This window comes from Microcoleus sp. A003_D6, assembly GCF_036702825.1.
Lineage (GTDB): Bacteria > Cyanobacteriota > Cyanobacteriia > Cyanobacteriales > Microcoleaceae > Microcoleus.
In genome coordinates this window covers 16,723-37,766 of record NZ_JAUBWA010000037.1, presented here as the reverse complement: position 1 = coordinate 37,766, position 21,044 = coordinate 16,723, and the positions used below count along the sequence as shown (strand labels likewise).

At 45.6% G+C, this 21,044-nt stretch carries 19 protein-coding genes and 2 pseudogenes; 12 read left to right on the top strand and 9 right to left on the bottom strand.

What is annotated here, in order from left to right; all coding sequences use genetic code 11:
- Window positions 1–121 precede the first annotated feature (121 nt).
- The 3 genes from recO to QUB70_RS12665 all read right to left on the bottom strand — a co-directional run bounded on the left by recO (window position 122) and on the right by QUB70_RS12665 (window position 2,368).
- Window positions 122–997, bottom strand: coding sequence for a DNA repair protein RecO (gene recO / locus QUB70_RS12675; protein ID WP_332980725.1), 876 nt, complete (start codon window positions 995–997; stop codon window positions 122–124).
- 46 nt (window positions 998–1,043) lie between these two features.
- Window positions 1,044–1,721: a deoxyribose-phosphate aldolase gene (gene deoC / locus QUB70_RS12670; RefSeq protein WP_332980723.1), complete on the bottom strand. Its 678-nt coding sequence runs from the start codon at window positions 1,719–1,721 to the stop codon at window positions 1,044–1,046.
- A gap of 467 nt (window positions 1,722–2,188) precedes the next feature.
- On the bottom strand, window positions 2,189–2,368 hold the full coding sequence (locus tag QUB70_RS12665) for a hypothetical protein (protein WP_332980722.1): 180 nt from the start codon (window positions 2,366–2,368) through the stop codon (window positions 2,189–2,191).
- 318 nt (window positions 2,369–2,686) lie between these two features.
- Between QUB70_RS12665 and QUB70_RS12660 the strand changes: the two genes are divergently transcribed.
- Both QUB70_RS12660 and QUB70_RS12655 read left to right on the top strand, forming a co-directional pair.
- A complete protein-coding gene (locus QUB70_RS12660) occupies window positions 2,687–3,049 on the top strand; it encodes a hypothetical protein (RefSeq protein ID WP_332980721.1) in 363 nt (120 codons plus the stop codon).
- Window positions 3,050–3,373: 324 nt separating this feature from the next.
- Window positions 3,374–4,402, top strand: a complete 1,029-nt coding sequence (locus QUB70_RS12655; protein ID WP_332980720.1) for a tetratricopeptide repeat protein — start codon at window positions 3,374–3,376, stop codon at window positions 4,400–4,402.
- A 222-nt stretch (window positions 4,403–4,624) separates the two neighbouring features.
- On the opposite strand, the gene QUB70_RS12650 is transcribed toward QUB70_RS12655, so the two are convergent.
- From QUB70_RS12650 to QUB70_RS12635, 4 genes are all read right to left on the bottom strand, one after another.
- Window positions 4,625–4,780, bottom strand: a complete 156-nt coding sequence (locus QUB70_RS12650; protein ID WP_332980719.1) for a hypothetical protein — start codon at window positions 4,778–4,780, stop codon at window positions 4,625–4,627.
- A 5-nt stretch (window positions 4,781–4,785) separates the two neighbouring features.
- On the bottom strand, window positions 4,786–5,535 hold the full coding sequence (locus tag QUB70_RS12645; protein WP_332980718.1) for a hypothetical protein: 750 nt from the start codon (window positions 5,533–5,535) through the stop codon (window positions 4,786–4,788).
- 764 nt (window positions 5,536–6,299) lie between these two features.
- Window positions 6,300–7,022, bottom strand: a complete 723-nt coding sequence (locus QUB70_RS12640; RefSeq protein WP_332980717.1) for a pyridoxine 5'-phosphate synthase — start codon at window positions 7,020–7,022, stop codon at window positions 6,300–6,302.
- A 215-nt stretch (window positions 7,023–7,237) separates the two neighbouring features.
- On the bottom strand, window positions 7,238–8,026 hold the full coding sequence (locus tag QUB70_RS12635; protein ID WP_332980715.1) for a nucleotidyltransferase domain-containing protein: 789 nt from the start codon (window positions 8,024–8,026) through the stop codon (window positions 7,238–7,240).
- Window positions 8,027–8,881: 855 nt separating this feature from the next.
- On the opposite strand from QUB70_RS12635, the gene QUB70_RS12630 reads away from it, so the two are divergent.
- The 5 genes from QUB70_RS12630 (at window position 8,882) to QUB70_RS12610 (ending at window position 13,722) form a co-directional block, all read left to right on the top strand.
- The gene (locus QUB70_RS12630; RefSeq protein WP_332980714.1) at window positions 8,882–9,742 is read left to right on the top strand and encodes a Tab2/Atab2 family RNA-binding protein; all 861 of its coding nucleotides are present in this window, start codon (window positions 8,882–8,884) and stop codon (window positions 9,740–9,742) included.
- A gap of 147 nt (window positions 9,743–9,889) precedes the next feature.
- A complete protein-coding gene (locus QUB70_RS12625) occupies window positions 9,890–11,185 on the top strand; it encodes a TldD/PmbA family protein (protein WP_332980713.1) in 1,296 nt (431 codons plus the stop codon).
- A 27-nt stretch (window positions 11,186–11,212) separates the two neighbouring features.
- Window positions 11,213–12,340, top strand: a complete 1,128-nt coding sequence (locus QUB70_RS12620) for a GDSL-type esterase/lipase family protein (RefSeq protein ID WP_332980710.1) — start codon at window positions 11,213–11,215, stop codon at window positions 12,338–12,340.
- A gap of 17 nt (window positions 12,341–12,357) precedes the next feature.
- Window positions 12,358–13,056 (top strand): haloacid dehalogenase type II, encoded by a 699-nt coding sequence (locus QUB70_RS12615; RefSeq protein ID WP_332980707.1) that lies wholly within the window; start codon window positions 12,358–12,360, stop codon window positions 13,054–13,056.
- Between the two features lie 57 nt (window positions 13,057–13,113).
- Window positions 13,114–13,722 (top strand): hypothetical protein, encoded by a 609-nt coding sequence (locus QUB70_RS12610; protein WP_332980705.1) that lies wholly within the window; start codon window positions 13,114–13,116, stop codon window positions 13,720–13,722.
- Window positions 13,723–13,977: 255 nt separating this feature from the next.
- On the opposite strand, the gene QUB70_RS12605 is transcribed toward QUB70_RS12610, so the two are convergent.
- Window positions 13,978–14,247, bottom strand: coding sequence for a hypothetical protein (locus QUB70_RS12605; protein WP_332980703.1), 270 nt, complete (start codon window positions 14,245–14,247; stop codon window positions 13,978–13,980).
- Between the two features lie 140 nt (window positions 14,248–14,387).
- Between QUB70_RS12605 and QUB70_RS12600 the strand changes: the two are divergent.
- The 5 genes and pseudogenes from QUB70_RS12600 to QUB70_RS12580 form a co-directional block, all read left to right on the top strand.
- Window positions 14,388–14,918, top strand: a pseudogene (locus tag QUB70_RS12600) (IS1 family transposase); the annotation flags it as partial.
- A gap of 110 nt (window positions 14,919–15,028) precedes the next feature.
- Window positions 15,029–15,276: pseudogene (locus QUB70_RS12595) on the top strand (hypothetical protein); the annotation flags it as partial.
- Window positions 15,277–15,338: 62 nt separating this feature from the next.
- Window positions 15,339–18,152, top strand: a complete 2,814-nt coding sequence (locus QUB70_RS12590) for a chloride channel protein (protein WP_332980701.1) — start codon at window positions 15,339–15,341, stop codon at window positions 18,150–18,152.
- Between the two features lie 205 nt (window positions 18,153–18,357).
- Window positions 18,358–19,479, top strand: a complete 1,122-nt coding sequence (locus tag QUB70_RS12585; protein WP_332980699.1) for a glycosyltransferase family 4 protein — start codon at window positions 18,358–18,360, stop codon at window positions 19,477–19,479.
- Between the two features lie 11 nt (window positions 19,480–19,490).
- Window positions 19,491–19,724 (top strand): hypothetical protein, encoded by a 234-nt coding sequence (locus QUB70_RS12580; protein WP_332980697.1) that lies wholly within the window; start codon window positions 19,491–19,493, stop codon window positions 19,722–19,724.
- A 338-nt stretch (window positions 19,725–20,062) separates the two neighbouring features.
- Here the strand turns inward: QUB70_RS12580 and QUB70_RS12575 are convergent, their stop codons facing one another.
- Complete coding sequence (locus tag QUB70_RS12575; RefSeq protein WP_332980695.1) at window positions 20,063–20,998, bottom strand: exopolyphosphatase; 936 nt, start codon at window positions 20,996–20,998, stop codon at window positions 20,063–20,065.
- Window positions 20,999–21,044 lie beyond the last annotated feature (46 nt).

The window sequence follows — 21,044 nt, the reverse complement described above, 5'->3', positions numbered from 1 at the left end:
TTATCTATTATCTGATGTCGCAACAATCTTGAGAATTTACCTGAAATTGCCGGCAGGTTCGGGTATCCCGCAGGCTGGGGGTGAGATGTACGATCGCCCGTTCACCTATTTAACTCAAAATTTAAAACTCAAAACTCTCTAAGTAGGTGTCGATCGAGCTTCCCGATCTAATCGTGCAACCTAAATGATACTGGGCATATTGCCGCAAAATATTTTCGACAGATACCCAAGTTGTTCGATCGGCAATCCCCTCTCCTAGTTCTGGACTGGCCAACTGTTGCAGCGCTGCTAATTCCTTAGCATTAATGTGGAAATTTGTCAAGTGTTTGCTGCTATTCATTTGGCGGGAACGGGAGGCGGATTTGTACAAGCTACCGATTTCTGAAGAGAGTTCTGCCTCTAGGTTAGCTAGCTCGGGCAAGCTGAAGGTTCCCCCAGAGGGTATACTAAACCCGGTTTGCCAGTTCGGATCGCTGAAATTTGGGATCAGCGGGTGTCTGGTGGCGCAGCAGACTTGGACTTGGGGCGCGAGGCCGGCTAAGGCTAGCAAGTGAAAAATGCCGTGGCTGAGGTGGGCGACAAGCACGGCGGCGGATTGGATTTCTGTGCGGTCGGACAAACGCTCCAAACGGCTCAAGTGTTCGCCCAGCAAGAAAAAGAGTTCTTCTTGGGGCTCGTCGGAAAGGGCGCTGGCGATCGCCAATTCTGCCAGATATTGGGCGGCACAGAGTTTTCCGAGGTTGCGGCTCAAACCCGGATAGGATTCTACTGTGGAGGCTTGGGTTATCTTGTCGAGCGATCGGCCTTTGGCAATTAGCAATTCGTTGACAACAAATAATTCGCTTCTACCGCCAATGGTCGATCGCTGTTTGCGAACACCCGGTGCTACGGCTCGAATTAAGCCGAATTCCCGCGTCAAAACAGTCAGCACTCGATCGGATTCGCCGATCGGCGCACTCTTAAGATTGATTCCAGTTGCTTTGTAAGTTCGAGTCACTCGATTTTAGATTTTAGATTTTAGATTGACTCCACAGTAGCAACAATTACCTTTTATCTAAATTATCTCGCTGGCGGATCAATTCCGGGCCGCGGGAAGTCCCCAAACGAGTTGCACCAGCGACGATCAAATCTAAAGCTTGTTCGTGAGTGCGAATTCCGCCGGCGGCTTTAATCCCGATCCTGCCCTTAGTAACTTCATTCAGCAGTCGCACATCATCAACTGTCGCCGCGCCAAAAAAGCCAGTGTTGGTTTTAATGTAGGCGGCACCGGCCTCCATGCAAATCTGGGCCGCTAATTGTTTTTCGGCATCCGAAAGCAGCGAACTTTCGATAATTGCTTTGATGGTGAGATTGGTTTCTTCGCAAATTTGGGCTAATTCCCGGTGGAATTCGTCGATTTTGCCAGCTTTCAGCAATCCTAAATTAACCGAGACATCTAACTCTACGGCTCCATTATCTGCTGCTTCTAGGGCTTCGTAAATCTTCGCAGTCGATGTCGTTGCACCGGTTGGAAAACCTATGACTGTACAGACTTTCGGGCGCTTGCCGTGCAGCAGATCGACTGCTTGTCGGACGTAGCAGGGATACACGCAAACTGTGACAAAGCCAAATCTATCTGCTTGTTGGCAGCAGTTTTCTACTTGCTCAGGCGTGGCGGTGGGGTCAATCAGGCCGTAGTCGATAAAGGGGGCAATATCGATGTCTGGCTGGTTTGCAGCCATTGTTTTTTTCTCTCGCTCGATAACTACTTTATCAGAAAAATGGGTTTAAAACCTTGTCTTTATAGGACGGCTTTAGTTTAGAAAAACCCAGACAAGACAGGATAACATGGTATAGTTAAATAGTCGAGGTTAAACTCCTTTGCCATCGTGAAACAAAGACACACTTTTAGGCATAAATTGGGGACACAGAGCGGCGAAAACTCTTTAAACAGCTAAGAACTGAAAAAAGTAGGTTCCCAACCAGCAAACAAACTATTTCAGTATGGTTAGGTAGGGTAGGGCATACCCAAACCCTAGGTCAGATATCCTAGTACGCTTTTGGAGATAGACCCGCTGGGGTGGCTGCGAATCAGGCTCGTTAATTGGTGGTATACCACGGTTAAAAAGTTTGAGTATTGCCGAAAGGACGCAACGCTTTAAGGTCAGTCGCTGAATTAAGAATCCCCGTACCTTCAGGTCGGGGAGTGTCAAGTATCGAATTTACCAATCTTCGGCCGAAAGGAACCCGGTACAACCCCCCCGGATTCATCCGTGAGGTAGCTTTCTCCAATTCTCCAATAGACCTCTTGCAAAAATCCTTTCATCAATTGATGAAACGGGCAAGATGCCCGTTCCACAAGAGTTATTTCTTCTTGTGGGATGGGCATCTTGCTCGTCCTAATTATTTTTGCAAGAGGTCTAATTCTTCAATCTAAAATCTAAAATCGATTGACTTTATTCAGTACCACAGCGAGCACAAATACTTACTTCGCTGCTCGCAAAAACTCTTGTGGGAATTGGTTCAGTTATTTTTGCTAAAAAATATTTTGTATCTGCCTTTAGATACATTTTTAATCTTTCTTTGGGTATACTTTGTTAAAAGAGTTGCGGTAGAGCCTGGGTCAGCTACGCTAGGGCAGAGCCTGGTAGCGTCTACTGTTTTTACTCTTAGTAGTGGTTTAAAAATATCAAAGCCAGTGCCAATCATGAATAATTTAGAACTCGAACAAGAAATTGGGAAGATGGCTAGAGCGATGATGACTCGCAATAGCTTAATTGGTAAAGACTTGATTGCGGATCTCAGAGGGCGGCTGTCTGTTGACAGTGTAGCTGCTTTGATGATTGTCAGTATTGAGCGTTTGATTTGGTCTGACTGCGAGTCGGTGATCTGGAGTTTGAGTTATTTGATTCCGGCTGACGTGATGGAAGAAATTCGCCGGATTACTGCGCTGGTTGTTTGCCAGCGGTTGATGGGCAAGGGTTTTGTGCTGGGGAAGGATTTTAGTATTGATGCTGCTGGCAAGTTGCTGTTGAACGAGACTGCTCAAAAAGCGGTTGTGGTTGCTTGAAGAAAGCAAGCAGAAGTTGGAGCCGCACTATGGGATTTGCGCTCTTTGTATAACTGCAAACCTGATTCGGGATGCGGTAATAGTTGCGTGACTCAGGCTGATTTGAGATTCGCAGCAGAGCCAACAAAGCGATGAGTGCGGTTAGCTGAAAGAGCTTTTTGCCAGAGGAAAATAGTTATTTTCGATCGCCAATTATTGAGCTTGTGACTGGCAGTTTGTACGGGCGATCGCCTTGTATCAAAATTTTCAGATTTTTAGTGGAATTACAGTTTAACTCCGGGCATTGTTCCTGTACAATCATCCCTAAGATAGATGCGAAGTATTATGAACTTAATCCAAAACTTGGAAGCGGCTTGGTATTACCACCTGGGTTCGCGCCACCTCGAAGCTAACGATCATGATGGTGCTCTGGCAAACTTTAACAGAGCTCTGAAGTTGCAATCGGATCATTATAAAGCTTGGTTCGGACGAGGTATGGCTTTGGGGAATTTAGAACGGCACTTAGATGCCCTGAAAAGTTTTGATGAGGCCTTGGCGGTGGAGCCGAATGCGAGCTTTGGCTGGCACAACCGGGCTATTGCTTTAGGAAAGTTGGGGCGCTTTTTGGAGGCTCTCAACAGTTTTGACAGGGCTCTGGAGTTCAACCCGTGCGAGGCGAGTATTTGGCACAACCGAGGACTGACGCTGATCGATATGGGGCTTTTCCATAAGGCGGTTCTGAGTTTCGATCGCTCTTTACATTTGCAGCCGGACGTTGCTGCGGTGTGGTACAACCGAGGTAATGTTCTGTTGGAACTCAAACTTTACTATCTGGCGCTCAACAGTTTCGATCGGGCGATCGAGTTTAATCCAGACGATGCGAAGGCTTGGTACAATCGCGGTCTAGCTGCGAACTCAATGGGACTTTACAAACAAGCAGTAGCTAGTTTTAGCCGATCGCTCGCTCTGAAACCGGGCATAGCCGAAGCTGTAGGCGAACGGAGAGTTGCTTTGGTAAAATTAGTAGCTTTAAATCAGAAAAATGCCAAGTTCCCTTCCACATCTGAGTGTCCCTTTGAGGATTATTTGATTTGGTACAACCGGGGTGTGGAATTGGCGCGAAAAGGTTGCTACTCGGAGGCGATTGTTTGCTACGAAACTACCTTAGAAATAAATCCTGATTTTGCTAATGCTTTTTACAATCAAGCTTGCTGTTATGCGCTGCTGGGCTTTGCGGATTTGGCCCTTGACAATTTGCAGCGGGCTGTGGAGTTTATGCCTATCTTATATCGAGAGCTAGCTTTAGCTGACTCGGATTTAAGCTATATTTGGAAACAAGAACGTTTTGAAGCGCTGATCCAAGGTGGATTTTAGATCCCTTCGGGTTGCACGAGCACTGGGAGGAAACAGCAAGGCCGTGTCCCTACCGCAAAACAATAGACCTCTTGCGAAAATAGCTGGGACGGGCAAGATGCCCATCCCACAAAAAGTTTTTTCTTGTGGAATGGGCATCTTGCCCGTTCCCAAATTTGATTAAAAGGACTTTTGCAAGAGGTCTAATTGATAGCGCTCTCCAGATATGTAACTATCGCCCGATTAATTGTAGGGACACGGCAGTGCCTTATCATGATTGCGGTTAATATTAATTCCGATGCCACCGGATTTGATTTTACGCAAAAAAAAGCTCGCGTTTCGGGCGAGCTTTTGTACTTGGGCGACGGAAATTCGATCGCCCGACAGTATTTTTGCCATATTTGCTATTGCACGGAAACTTTGATGGAGGGCTTGACGGGCCTGTTGGCAACTATCAGCACCCGGTAGGTTCCGGACTCGGGGAGTTGAGCAAAAGTTTGACCTTCACCTTGATCCAAGAGTTGTCCCGACGGAGATTCGATCGCCACATCGAGATTTTTGTTGCTCGCACTCACCCTGATTGTCTGTCCCTGTTTCCCCTGAACTGTGAGGGGCTGGATTTGATAGCCGGACATTTTGAGTTTGACTGTAGCTTCTTTTTCCCCGAATGCTATGGGAATTGCGCGATCGGGTCTATAAGTCCACTTGGCGTTAAAGTCGCGTCCCAGCACGAAGCTGGTAGTCTCACCTTTCGGGGTAACTCGCACGCGGTAGATGCCGGATTCTGGCAACTGGCCGATCCACTGATTGTCGTTTTTTTCAATAACTCCCATATTCTGACCGTTGGGACTGTACAGTTCGGCTGTCAGTTGTCCCGCCCACAGGGAGAGAGTGAGTTCTCGCCCTTTGACGCCTTCAAAAATATAGGTGGTGGGTTGGTTTATGGTTTCTCTAATTTGGGAGGTTGACATTCGCTCGATGGGTTCGAGGTTTGGAACTGTGGCAGAAGAGGTAGCGGGTTTGTTAAAGGTTTCTGTAATTTCCGAGGCAGCCATCCGATCGCCCGGTTCAATTTTTGGGGCTACAGGGCTGGCAAATACTGATTTTGCCATCATCATCAGTAGCATTCCAGTCAGTAAAATTAGTTTTTTCATGTCGCACTTGGGAGGGGGGTAAGGATTTGTATATGTTTACTTGTGTTGACCTGTTTTCACCGGATTAAATCTGGCGGATCGCGATCGGCTACAGCAGTATGGAGGATACACATAAATTTCCCGTACTTGCACAAAACCTACTGGTAGCAGATTTACAGTGCGGGAGCTTTCGCAGTCGCCTCAGTTTGTCGTGACATTTTAATGATACTCCTGACAGGATAATATCATCGAAAATATTAGTAATTTGGTCAATGAAAATTAAAGCTTTTGTCGAGGAGTTGGCTAAAAAAAATGCCAACACCCAAAAAACGCGGTGTGTTGGCTCCGGGATTTGCCTTGTTAGCTAAAAACCGCTATCACCCGTAGGGGGTGACGGCCTCTACTCTTACCTGGTTGCGGGCGATCGGCTAATTATCAGTTCGCGATCGCACGCACTAGCTTCTGTAGGGTGTGCACTGCGCACCTTAGCACTTAGAAGCTAGTAAGCTGTTACGCATTTAAAATAGTATTGTAGGGTGCCACGGCTCCTTTCTCGTTTCCCTTGTAAGCGTAAGTGTTCTACCCGTGGCACCCTACAGGCTTAGAAGCTAGTAAGCTGTTCTGCATTTAAATTGGCTGTCAAAAAACAATCAAACTCTTGTGGGGTGGGCTTCTAGCCCGCCCCGAATATGCAATTTAAATGCGCGACAGCTTAGGATTTCTAAGGGCAGATGTAGTTACGATTATTGTGCAAAACCGGGCTTCCCCCGCGAGGTTTATTTGTACTAGGAACCTGAGAGAATCTTTAGGTAAGCTTCTACCGTGTTGGACAAGCCCATTTCTAGCGCTTCGGCAATTAAAGCATGGCCGATCGATACTTCTAGAATATCAGGAATTGAGCAAAAGTGGGTTAAGTTTTGCAAGTTTAGATCGTGTCCGGCATTCACTCCTAAACCGGCATCTTGAGCCGCTTTAGCCGCTAAGACATATTGTTGAAAAACCGATTCTACTTTGCCTTCGCGAAAAGCAGTTGCATAGGGTTCGGTGTACAGCTCTACTCTGTCTGCTCCAACTTCTTTTGCTAGCGGCATGAGAGCAGCATCTGCATCCATAAACAGACTAACTCTAATGCCGTTATTTTTTAATTTTTCAATGATTGGTAAGAGGCGAGATCGATTTTCGGGAATATCCCAGCCGCTATCGGAAGTTAGCACGTCGGGAGCGTCCGGGACTAAGGTACACTGGGCTGGTTTTACGTCGCAAACTATATCCATAAATGGGGGCTGAAACGGATTTCCTTCGATGTTGAACTCTACGGTTAGCATTTTGGCTAATTCGTAAACATCGGCAGCTTTGATGTGCCTTTCGTCGGGGCGGGGATGGACTGTAACGCCGTGGGCTCCGGCGGCAATTACTGTTTTTGCGGCTTCGGTAACGCTGGGGATGCCGATGTTTCGAGAGTTTCTGAGGAGGGCGATTCTGTTGATGTTGACGCTGAGTTTTGTCATGGGATTTTAATCTTTAAGGTTGCTGCTACTATATTAATCGCTTTCACGAAACATTTAGCGCCTTACGGTGCTGTTAGGGCATTCTTATATTAATTCAACAAAGTCTTGCTACAGTCCTCTATTTCTTACTAATTAATTATTAAAAATCGCATATCGCATGAAAACGGCACTGCCGCGTCCATGATTCCCGCGCCGGAAACGGCACGGTTTTGTCTCTACAGATATCGTTTTTCATAATTTGTATTAGAGTAAAACTTAGCTTCTACCAGCGGTAAGGTTTCTGCAAAAAAAGCCTCGGCTATTTGCTGTTTTGCTGCCAAATCTTCAAGATTTGCAATGCAGAAAAGGGGTGCAACGCGATCGACTATTTTTGGCGGAAAATCTCTGCTGAAATATTTTAGTTCAAAGTCGTATCTGTGGGGACGGTAAATCATGCCCAACAGTTCGACTAAGGGTAAGAGCGTCCACTCATGATAATTGCCGATCGCATCTACTAAATGTCCGCGATAAATCTCTTTGTTTACCAGAGGTTGCAGCAAATCAAAACGGATTTTAATTTCGTTGAATCTGGCTAGCATTTGGGAAAGATGCTTGTTTGTATCCAAATGAGGGGGTACAATTAGATTGGCTTTGTCAAAGGCGACCGGGACTTTTCCGTGTTTCTCTATTTCCAGGAAATCGTTGCGGCTGCTGCGCCTGAAAACGGCAAAATCAATTAGCAAAAACGGCGGGGTTTCTTTGAGCCGCCAGAAGCACTGCGACTGACCGTGCCAAGCGGGTTCTGGAACTCGATATTTTAGTTCGATTTCGCCAATTTCGGCTAGAGCTTTTTCAACAATATCAAAGGTTTGTTGCACGCAGTTATCTTCAACCACAACGGCAATATCGAGGTCAGACCACTCGTCGGTGTATCCGTGGGCTGCTGAACCTCCTTGCCACAAACCGAGAACAAAATCTAAAGGTTGTAGGGTAGAAACAATCTTTTCGAGAAGGATTTTTCTCATGAAATCAAACTAAACTATTACTTTTGATTGTAGCGCCAATTCTGTAAAGGCAGTAGCCAGCAAAGCGCCAATAAAATCCGCAGCACAAGCGGCTATTAACTCAGTGTTGGACGCACGGGTAGTCAGAAACCGGGTTTTTATACCGAATCTGTGGACTACAACACGTCTGTTCGTAAAAAAACCCGGTTTCTAGGCTCCAATGCGCCCAGCACTATAAGTATTAGACCTCTTGCAAAAATAATTAGGACGGGCTCTGGGGCCCATCCCACAAGAAAAAATAACTCTTGTGGGACGGGCTCTGGGGCCCGTCCCATCAATTGATGAAAGGATTTTTGCAAGAGGTCTATTAAAAGTGCTAAGCTGTTGCGGCATTTAAACTACACAGTCAAAATTTGATAAAGTTCGGCGTTGCTGATTTAGGGTATGAACGGTTAAATATGCAAATCATAAAAACCATTGTCCACAAAGCTTCTGGATTTTTGCCTGGTTCTTTTTCAAACCCTAATTAAGCAACGCCGTATGGTGTTCAGCAGCACCTACTTTTTACTAATTATTAGAGCGCCGTCCGCACCGAAGTTTTTACTAATTATTGTTGGGTGCCGGAAGTGCAAAAGCTGCATAATCTCTATGAGATTTGCAACTAGCTAAAACTAAATTTATGGTTGTAAAAATTTTATAACCTATTGTGGGCGGGCGATCGGCGCATCAAAGATGCAATGCAAGATGCCTGACATCCGATCGCCCGCGTATTCCGGCAAAATCGCCCGCGATTGAAAATCTGTCTTAAGTTTTCAGAATCAGAAACTTGCCCGCCGTCCGGTAACATGAGAAAGGATTAATTTTTAACAGCGCGGCATGGCAACTATTTGGGAACTCGACTTTTACAGCCGTCCGATCCTAGACGAGCGAGAGAAAAAAAAATGGGAAGTGCTGATCTGCGAAAGCCCGCTGAATGTAAGCGACAAGGCCGAATCTCTGTTTCGCTACTCGCAATTCTGCCCCAGTACAACCGTGAATTCCCTGTGGCTGGCTGGCGCAATTAAAGAGGCGATCGCAATCTCACCGAAACGACCCGAAAAAATCCGCTTTTTCCGCCGCCAAATGGCGAACATGATTACCAAAGCCTGCGAGGAGTTGGATATTCCCGCCGCCTCCAGCCGCCGCACCCTCGCCCTCAGCCTGTGGCTGGAAGAACGGATGCAAGACGTTTATCCCGCCGAACCGGGCTATAAAGCCGCTCCGAACCCGACCGTTCAATTTGTACCCGAAACGCCTGTGGCGCTTCCGGATGCTTTAATCGGCGAAAAATGGGCGTTTGTGAGTTTGCCGATCGCAGCTTTTGACGAAATGTCCGAGTGGGATATCGGATTTGGCGAAGCTTTCGGGCTGCCGATGACAGGCCTGGGCCCGGAAACGCAAATTCCGGGGCTGATGATCTACTCGTCGAGAGCAAACGCTTTGGCCGGTTGGATGTCGGGTTTGGAGTTGGCTTTTCTGAAATTTGAAAGCGGCCCGCCCGCTAAGCTTGTATTAGATACCGGAGCTAACGATCGCTGGATTTTAGCTAATCTTAGAGACGCAGCAACTGAGAAAGAAGGCAAAGCATTTGAAGCAGCGAAAAAACAAGCAAAACAAGTACATTTCTTAGCAATTCAGTCGAATCCAGAATCGGAATCTTTCGCCGGATTTTGGCTGCTGCACGAACTAAATATTTAGTCATCAGTCATTAGTCAGCAGTCATCAGTCATCAGTTAATTTACAGTCATTTAGAAAGAGAGTTAACAGGTATATTGACTAATAACTAATGACTAATGACTAATGACCAATTAATTCCCGATCGCCCATTACCAACCACCGACAACAATGACCAATGACCAATCAGCAGAACAACTGCTAGAACTAGCCACCAAAGCAGGTGCTGAAGCTGCTGAGGTATTGGAATCGCAATCGCTCTCGCGGCCGGTCTTTTTTGAAGCAAACCGCCTCAAACAGCTAGAAACCGCCCAAGCAGAAGGCATTGCTCTGCGGCTGTGGCGGGACGGGCGGCCGGGTTTGGCGGTGGCTTACGGGCCCGTGGAACCGCAAATTTTGGTGGACAGGGCGATCGCGCTTTCGCAACTCAACGAACCGGAAACCATCGAACTCGGCACCGGTGAGAAAGTTGTTTATCCCGATCTCGGAGTGTCTGTGTCGGCTGGGGAGCTAGTAAACTGGGGAAAAGAGGCGATCGCGATCGTCCGCGAAGCCTATCCCGAAAGCCTCTGCACCGCCGAACTCGACTGCGAAATCGAAAGCACCCGCTTGGTAAACACCAGAGGCTTGGATTCGGGTCACACCGACACCACCCTCAGCGGTTACTTATCAGCAGAATTAGTGCGGGGTGAAGATTTCCTCAACATTTGGGAAGGCGAAACCCAACGCGGTACCCTCGACATGAACACCAGCGCCAAGCGGGTTTTGCAGCGTTTGGAATGGGCCGCATACAATGTAGCCCCCGCCACTGGCCGCGTGCCGGTGCTATTTACAGCCAAAGCCGCCGACTTGCTGTGGGGGACTGTCTGTGCGGCGTTGAACGGCAAACAGGTACTCGAAGGCGCTTCGCCTTGGAGCGATAGATTGGGTTCCCAAGTGACATCGCCGCTTGTCACCCTCTGGCAGCAGCCGGATATCGGGCCTTATAGCTGTCCTTTTGATGACGAAGGTACTCCCACTCGGGCGATCGTCTTTATCAACAGCGGAGTGTTGCAGCTATTTTATACCGATCGCACCACCGGTCGAGCCTTGGGTAGCGGCACAACCGGCAACGGATTTCGCCCGGGTTTGGGCAGCTATCCCACGCCGAGTTTGTTCAATGTTTTGATTAAACCAGGTTCGCTTTCGCTAATCGATTTAATCGCTCAATTAGACGACGGAATTGTAGTCGATCAAATGCTCGGCGGCAGTGCCGGAATTTCCGGCGATTTTTCGATTAACGTCGATCTCGGCTACCGAGTCAAAAAAGGTCAAATAGTCGGCAGAATCAAAGACACAATGGTAACCGGCAACGTCTACAGCGTCCTCAAACAATTAGTAGAATTGGGAGGAGACTCCGAATGGAACGGTTCTTTCCACACACCGTCTGTAATTGTAGAGGGATTGTCCGTCATCGGCAAGAATTAAAGTCATTTGGCAGTTGGCAGTTGGCAGTTGGCAGTTGTTAGTAGTCAGTTGTCAGTTGTTAGTTGCGATCGATCGTCAGTCAACAGTCAACAGTCAACAGTCAACAATTCCCAATTCCCAATTCCCAATTCCCAATTCCCAATTCCCAATTTCCAATTCCCAATTCCCAATTCCCAATTCCCAATTCCCACAGGTAATATGCGTATTTGTTTTATCGGCGATTCTTTTGTAAACGGTACGGGCGATCTAAAATGTCTCGGTTGGACAGGACGGATTTGCGCGGCCGCTTGCGGACAAGGACACGATATTACCTACTACAATTTAGGAATAAGGGGAGAAACCAGTACCGATATAAAAACTCGCTGGTTCAGCGAAGTTTCTTGCCGCTTACCTCACTACGGCGACGGCAGAATAGTATTTTCCTTTGGCGTCAACGACACTTACATAGAAAACGAAAAAATTCGCATAGAAGTTGAAAAATCAATTGAAAATGCCCGAGATATTCTCACATCAGCCAAAGAAATATTTCCAGTTTTAATGATAGGCCCGCCGCCAGTTATTGATGCCGATCGCACAATCAGAATAGCCAATTTATCCGAACAGTTTTCCCAAGTTTGCAGCGAATTAGAAGTGCCTTATCTAGAGGTTTGCACTCCCCTGCAAAAATCGGAAATTTGGCAAAAAGAACTTACCGAAAATGACGGTTCCCATCCCCGCGCCGCCGGTTACGCTGAATTAGCTAAAATAGTTCACAATTGGGACGGTTGGAAAGCTTGGTTTAAAAATATCAATATATCAGATGGAGAGACAGTAACGCTGTTCCGAGCCGTCGGAAAAAAAGAAATGGAACTGATTAAAGAAAGCGATTTTATGGCATTTCCACCGCGACTGTCTTTTCAGCCTATTTTTTATCCCGTACTCTACAAAGACTATGCCATACAAATTGCACGAGATTGGAATACAAGAGATGCAGCATCGGGATATTTCGGCTATGTAACTCAGTTTCGAGTTTTGGCTGAATTCTTAAAAAAATATTCAGTCCAAACTGTCGGCAGTTCGATTCATAAAGAATATTGGATTCCGGCAGAAGAATTGGTAGAGTTTAACCGCAATATAGTCGGAAAAATTGAAATTTTTGCTGAATATCAACCGTAGAATAGGAGCGATGACAGATGTTAGATTTTAATCAATTTGAAGTTGTGAGTTTTGACTGCTACGGCACTCTTATAGATTGGGAAAGAGGCATATTGCCAGTATTAAAAGAATTGCTGTCAAATCGGGAAATTGATTTGAGCGATGACGGAACTTTAGAGCTTTTTGCTGAATTTGAATCCGAACTAGAAAACCAGAATAATCATTATATAAGATACCGTGAAATTTTGCAACAAATAGTTAAAAAAATCGGTCAAAGATTTAATTTTGAGCCGACAGCAACAGAACTTAACTGTGTGGTTGATTCCATCAAAAATTGGCAGCCATTTCCCGATACAGTTGCAGCCTTGTCAGCACTCAAACAGAAATACAAACTGGCAGTAATTTCCAATATTGACGGCGACTTGTTTGCTGGTACAGCCAAACACTTAAAAGTTGAATTCGACTGGTTGATTACTGCGGAACAAGTGCGATCGTACAAACCGTCAACTCGCAACTTTGAAATCGCCCTAGAAACAATGGGAATTTCTGCTGACAAACTCCTGCACGTTGCTCAAAGCATCTATCACGACATTGTACCGGCCGCATCTATGGGAATCTCAACAGTTTGGGTAAATCGAAGACACGACAAAACAGGATTTGGGGCGACACTGCCGGCTAGCGGCCAGCCAGACTTGGAAGTCCCCGATTTAAAAACATTAGTGGAAGTTATAGGGTGAAAAACCCCAGATTAACGCAGAAATGATATTACTACTACAAAACTCAACGCAAACCAGATGCCATACAGTCAATTCACCACCATTACCAAAGTTAAAGAAGCCTTCAATTTAACCACAGTAGAAGGAGTCAGGTTTTTTCCTGAAATTGCCTCCATCCAACCCAGCAACACTCTTGCCACAACTCTTGAAGAAACTCTACCGCTTGCTGTAGCCACAGGCAGCGAAAAAGCCCGATCGGAGCTAATTATTAGTCCAGTTCTTGTAGAAATTAGACGCATTCTTAACCGTCAAATTAGTATGTTTTCTGGTGAAGATTTCAACGTAGATGAATCGCTGGGACTGAATGGACGCTGTGACTTTCTCATCAGTCGTTCCACCGAACAATTAGCAATTGAAGCACCAGCAATTGTCATTGTAGAGGCAAAACAGGCAGATTTGAAAACAGGAATCGGTCAGTGTGTTGCAGAAATGGTGGCGGCACAAAAATTTAATGACGCCAAACAAAAACCATTGCCCATCCTCTATGGTTCTGTTACTAATGGCCTCCAATGGCAATTTCTTAAGCTTACTGGAACCGAAGTAACTATCGACCTGAATATTTACTCCTTACCGCCCGTAGAACAAATTTTAGGATTTTTGGTTTGGATGATACGGTTCGAGGATTGAGCCGGGGCGAGTTTTCTGGATCGATCGTTTGATGTGGATATACAGCATATTCCCTGTATAGGTGGTACACACAACCTTCTAATAAGTAATACCATTTCTCTAAAATCGTGCAACACTCTTCGACCCCCCCTAGCCCCCCCTTGCTAAGGGGGGGAACAAGAATACTGTTGCATTCTTTTTTAAAATTGGTATAAGGTGCGCCGCCATCCGTAGATGGCGACGCACCTTATCTACCCGATAAAGGCTATATCTCTCTTAGATGAAAGTGAAATAAGGTCGATCGAGATTTAAATCCGTCACCCCTTGCACCGTCGCAATTAGATCGTCCGACTGACCGGGTTTTTTCAGGAAAATGCTAGTCACATTCCCCGAAACCGACAGCGAATAATTGTCCTTAACTCCCAAAAGGACGATCGCATCCTCAGCAGAATTAAAGTCACTAATCGCAGCATTACCGTCGCCAGAGTAGTAGATTTTATCGCTATCTCCCAACAGGAAACGGTAACTGCCTTCCCCGCCGATCAAAGTATCAAACTCCCCAACTCCAGGGTTAGTAGCGATCGGATCGATACCCGCAATAGTATCATTTCCTGGCGTTGCTGAACTATGGTATTATAAGGTTGTCCTCGGAGCGTTAAAAATAACACACATTTAAAAGCAATATTATGCAATGCCCTGAATGCAATTCAACTCATATCAATAAAAATGGTCACAAAAAAGGCAAACAAAATTATATTTGTGTCGAATGCAAAAGACAATTTATAGATTATAAAATTCAAAGAGGATATCCAGAAGAAGTTAAACGTGAATGTCTCAAAATGTATGTTAATGGCCTGGGTTTTCGAGCAATTGAAAGAGTCAAGAATGTACATCATACTACAATCATTAATTGGGTAAAAGAAGCCGGAAAACTATTGCCAAATTTTTACGAACCGGAAACAAATCCCGAAGTAGGAGAATTAGATGAATTACAAACATTTGTGGGTTAAAAAAAAAACAAAACCTGGCAATCGACGGCGGTAGACCATTTTAAGCCAGGTATTGTAGGATGGGTTTTAGGCGACCACAGTGCCAAAACTTTTGAACCACTATGGGCGGAGGTTAGTAAATGGAAATGCTACTTTTATGTAACAGATGGCTGGAAAGTTTACCCAAATTTTATTCCGGATGGAGACCAAATTATTAGCAAAACCTATAAGCTAATCCGCATTTAAATTGCACAGTCAAATAAATTTTTCCTCTTGTGGGGAGTAGGGGTTGGGCATCCTGCCCGCCCTCAACATACAAATTAAATGCACAACAGCTTATGACAAGAGTTGAAGGTGAAAATACAAGACTCAGACATTACTTGGCTCGGCTAAAAAGAAAAACTCTTTGTTATTCTAAGTGTGAAAAGTGCTATGGTATTCAATTAAATTACTAATTCATTATCTAAAATTTGGAGATGTTCCAATTCCCATCAAAATCTCGGAAATCATTTTCGACTCCCCTCCCGTATTTTGGCTCCTGTCATACCCTAATTCAGCAACGCCAAAATTAGTTATATTTTGCTAAGTCGAACGATTTTTTGCTAAAGTGCGATCGAGCAGAGAATTCTCAGGCAATCAACCCTATTTATGCCGTACATTACTATCCCTCAACAACTTAGGGAACCTTCCAGGGTCATCAAATCTCAACTGTTTTTACGACCGAAACGCCTAGCTATTTTTGAAGCTTGTCTGATCGGCTTGGTTGCCGGACTCGCTGGCGTTGTACTCAAATCAGGAGTCGGATGGCTCGGCAGTTGGCGAGTTGCTACATCGACAGTAATTCCCGCTTGGATTTTACTTCCGACTTTCGGTTTATTAGGCGGGTTGCTGACAGGTTTCTTGGTTGAGCGTTTTGCTCCCGAAACTGCCGGTAGCGGCATTCCTCACGTCAAAGCTGCTCTCGGCGGCGTCAATCTTTCCTTAGATTTGCGAGTAGCTGTTGCCAAACTTCTGACCACTATTTTAGCAGTTGGTTCAGGTTTAACTTTAGGCAGGCAAGGCCCTACTGTGCAAATAGGAGCATCTTTGGCCGGCTGGATCGGTCACTTGATGCCTACTTCTCCAGATTACCGCCGCCAATTGATTGCTTGCGGTGCTGCTGCGGGATTGGCTGCTGGTTTCAATGCTCCCATTGCAGGAGTTTTGTTTGTAGTTGAAGAACTGCTGCACGACGTTTCGGGATTGACTTTAGGGCCTGCAATTATCGCTTCATTTATCGGTGCAGTTGTCTCGCAGCTTTTGGGCGGCGATAGTTTAAGTTTGAACCTTCGCGAGTACCAAAGCAGTTTTGAGGCTCAGGAAATACCCTTCTACATACTGCTAGGAGTTTTAGCGGGATTGCTGGGAGCTTTGTTCGCGAAAGGGATTGTTGCTAGCTTGCAATTTAACAGGCGATCGCTCAAATTAGCTTTGCCCGCGCGAGTGGCTCTAGCTGGCCTAATCTGCGGTTCAGTAATAGCTTTTCTCCCAGAAAGTTTCCGCAACAATACGGGTTTGCGGGAGTTTCTGCTGACCGGTGAAGCAAGCGGCATAACGAGTTTAATTGCTTTTGTAGCACACTTTTTTCTGACAATTATTTCCGCTGCTTCTGGAGCTCCGGGAGGATTGTTCTCCCCTTCCCTAGTTATGGGTTCTGCACTCGGTCACATGGTGGGCATTGTGCAGGCAGATTCCCTGGGCGTTGGTTCGCCGGTAACTTACGCTTTGGCGGGAATGGGAGCGTTTTTTTGCGCGGTTACTAGAGCGCCGATTACTTCGGTAGTAATTGTGTTTGAAATTACGGCGGATTTCAAATTAGTGCTGCCTTTGATGATCTGTTCTGTAGTTGCTTATTTAATGGCAGAAAAGGTAGAGAGCGGCTCGCTGTACGATCGCCTTTTGGATTTTAACGGCATTCAACTGACAAAGGTAAAAGCTGCCAGCAATACTTTGAGCGACTTGCACGCAGATGACGTGATGCAGCGCCGAGTTGAAACTCTTTCTAGTCTGCTGACTTTCGATGAAGTGATGCAGGCTTTTTCGCGATCGCACCACCGAGGATTTCCAGTAGTTGAAGATGGCAAATTAGTCGGAATTGTCAGTCAAACCGATTTGGCAAATGCCAGCGAGCGCAATTTGTCCGGCAACTCCCTGCTCAAAGAATTTATGACTCCACAGCCGATCGCAGTCAAAGCAAGGGATACTTTAAGCGAGGTTTTGTACAGGCTCAACAACTACAATATCAGCCGCTTGCCGGTCGTAGAAGGCCGCCATTTGGTGGGAATTATTACCCGCAGCGACATTATCCGAGTTGAATCCGATCGCCTCACCGGAGAAACAACCCAGGGCCCGCATCCAGAGCCTTCTTATGTTGTCTATCAAACTAGGGCTCCGCAAGTCGGAAACGGCCGCTTATTAGTGCCGCTTTCCAACCCCCAAACAGCACCCGCTTTGCTGCGGCTGGCGGCGGCGATCGCGCGCGATCGCAATTACGAATTAGAATGCCTGCAAATCATCTTAGTACCGCGCAACAGTTCCCCCTCAGAAAGCGCAGTGCGGACAACAAAAAGCCGCCGCCTGCTGCAACAAGCCGAGCGAATTGTTCGCAATTGGAACTTGCCAGTCCACACCCAAATACGGGTAGCTCACGACGTGCCTAACGCGATTTTGGAGACAATTAAGGAGCGACATATCGATTTAATTTTGATGGGCTGGCAAGGCGAAATATCCACGAAAGAACGCATTTTTGGCGATGTGGTTGATACCGTAATTCGGCAAGCAGGCTGCGAGGTGATTTTGGTTAAATGGAGCGAAAAACTATTAGCAACACGTAAGAAAAATGAGTTTTCCGCAACTTTCAGCGGGCGGAAATATGCGTCTGTAGAATGGGAGTTAAAGCCCGCAGGAGTTGATGGTGCAGATAATCCCGCATTGGCGATCGCCTCTGATTCACCAGCGACTCCAGAGACGGAACTTTCCCCGCCGAATGCAGACATTCTGGCGCCAGAATTGGGACTGCACACGCTGATGGGTTTGCACCGCTGGTTGGTGCCTATTCGCGGCAGTTACAAGCAAGCTGCGGCTTTGCGGCTGCTACCTGCTTTGGTGGCTGCGAGTGCTGTACCGGAGATTAAATTGTGTCAGGTTCACCAGCCTTCTGTTGCAGAACCCGATCGCCGCGAATTAAAACAAGCGGCGGATTTTATCAAGCGCAGGGTTAGCTGTTCGGTAATAGCGACTTCGGTTTGCGCTAAATCGGTTTCTGATGCTTTAATTGATTTGGCTCAGAACGATCGGTGCGATGCGATCGTCCTGGGAGCGAGCCGCGAAGGGCTGCTGAAGCAGGTGATTCAGGGGAACATCCCGGAAGCTGTGGCGCGCGGGTGCGACTGTACAGTCATTTTAGTGCGATCGGCTTCTTAGCAAAACCATACCATTTGCGATCGGAAATAACTGACTAGATATGCGTTTGGGGCTTACCTACATTTACATTCTTTCAATAACTAACACGCCTGTAGGGTGCGTCAGGGAAAAAATTCTGAGTCTGTAGTCAAAACCTTCTGACCTGACGCACCCTACAATAACTAATGACTAATGACCAATGACTGATGACTAATGACTAATAAATATGGTTCACTTTAACGTTGGCTTTCAACACTTTAATTCTTTCGCAGACATTACACTATCCCTGGCGAAAACATTAGACCAAATGGGAATTCCTATTTCGGTCGAACCTTCGGAAATTGCCTCTCACGTCACCCGCAATTCCACAGCAGAAGAAAACGACCTGCTAGCGAAGTGGATGAACACCGCACCATCAGATTTATTCCAAATAAAATGGTCTCATTACTGGAAACCTTATTTTTTAAAAGAACTCAAAGGACATCTCAACTTAGAACTTTTTGCGATCAATTACGAATTCGCAAAAAACCATGATGATTATGATTACTGGATTTACGATGCTGTCAACAATTCATCCCACAAACTAGCCGTCAGCCAATATTCTAAAAACGTCTTAATAAAAGCTGGATGTCCGGCTAAAAACGTATCAGTTATGCCTCTCGGCTTCAATCCTTTAATCTCGCAACTCTATTTTCCCAGACCGCAAAAAACGCAAAAAGATGTAAAATATATTCTGCACATGACCAATTCTTATGATTTGTATAGATTTGGAACGGATCTAGCCATTCAAGCTTTTTATGAAGAATTTAAAGAGGATGCCAACGTAGAGTTAATTATCAAAGATGGCGGCAAAAATCCTGATGCCATAGTCCAACATATCGTAAATATCGAAAAAAAAATCGGCAAATTAAAGTCAAAAATTCAAGTAAGACCTAAATTTTGTACTAAAGCAGAACTAGCTGATTTATACTTGTCAGCAGATGCTTTTTTAGCTCCGTTTCGCGGCGAGGGTTTTGCGATTAAAATTTTGGATGCCTTTGCTGCGGGTTTACCCGTCGCTATGACTATGTACGGCGGCCCGACAGAGTACGCCAATACCGCTAACTGCTATCCCCTTGCTTACGATCTAATTCCCGTAGGAGAGTGTTACGATACTCAGTATCTAAAAATCAGAAATGCTCCTCATTGGGCAGAACCAAATCTTCAGTCTGTTCGCCAGCAGTTGCGAAAAATTGTTGAAGACCCGATGCGTTTTCAGGTAGCTCAAAAAGCTAGAGAGACGGCAGATTTATTTAATTGGGAAGTTGCAGCTCAAAAATTGCTAAGATTAATGCGAGAGTTGTTTTAGGAGCGAAAATTATGGGACTCGAACGCAAAATGTTTAGGGGAATGTTTTTACCGACCGAAGTGGTACAATTAAAACAGCCTTGTTTTACTCCCGGGCGATTGTTTGAACCAGGAAAATATAACGCTGCTGACTTGCCGGATGTCGCTTTTGATATGGGTTTGGTAGACCATTTGCCGCGAGTCAAAGGCAATAGTTCAGAAAATCTCAACCCCCAGAACCCAGAAGCTCAAAACATTGAGGAGTAAACTCCCGTTTTTAGTAAGGACTTCAGTCCTGAAAATCCCCGTTCGCAGTAAGGACTTCAGTCCTGAAAATTCAAATATTAGACCTCTTGCAAAAATAATTAGGACGGACTCTCCGGCCCGTCCCACAAGAAAAAATAACTCTTGTGGGACGGGCCGGAGAGCCCGTCCCATCAATTGATGAAAGGATTTTTCCAAGAGGTCTAATCAAAGACTCAAGTCCTGACTGAAAAAAAAATCAAGCCAATTTAACTATTTTGCTTAAGGGCTAAGGTGCGCAGTGCGCACTTTACAGATAGAGAGAGTGTGTGTCCGGGAATGTGCAACAAAGATGAGCAAATTTAACCATTTTGCTCGATCTGGGCAATTAACTCTTTCAAAACTTTACTAGCTTTATCATTCTCAATCTGACAAGTTCCGGCATTCTGGTGCCCGCCGCCGCCATATCTTAACATTAACTCCCCAATATTGGTTTTAGAAGTTTTGTTAAAGATTGACTTCCCAACTGCGAAAACAGTATTTTGTTGTTTCAGTCCCCAAAGTACGTGAATCGATATGTTGCACTCGGGGAACAAAGCGTAAATTACAAAACGATTTCCCGCATAAATCACATCTTCGTTGCGCAAATCCAAAACGACTAAATTATTATAAACTTGGGCGCAGCGCTGTATTTGCTCTTTAAATTTTTCTTCTTGATCGAAGTAAAGGTCTACTCTTTCTTTAACATCTGGAAGCTGCAAGATTTGAGCGATGGTATGATTTTTGCAGTAATCGATTAACTGCATCATTAACTGATAATTGGAAACCGTAAATTCTTTAAACCTTCCCAAGCCGGTTCGGGCGTCCATTATGAAGTTTAACAGCACCCATTCTTTTGGATGCAAAACCTCTTCTATGGCAAATTGAGCGGAATCGGATTTGTCAACTGCCGCCATCATCGCCTCAGAAATATCAGGAAACTTGGCTCGACCTCCATAATATTTGTACAGCACCCTAGCTGCGGAAGCTGCATAGGGGTCGATGATATGGTTGATTTTGATTTTTTCGTGTCTGAGAGTTTCGCTGAAATGGTGATCGAAAGCTAGATGAACTCCCTCAACATAGGGTAAATTGGTGCTAATATCGTTATTTGTTATTTCGATTTTTCCATCCTGCATATCTTTAGGATGTACGAATTTAATCTCGTCGATCATATCGAGTTCTTTGAGCAAAACGGCACAGACAAGACCGTCAAAATCGCTGCGGGTGACTAATCTGTATTTTTTAGTGAGTGGCATATGCTTCGGTGGTGGCGAGGGACTGATCACCAGATAATATAACGTA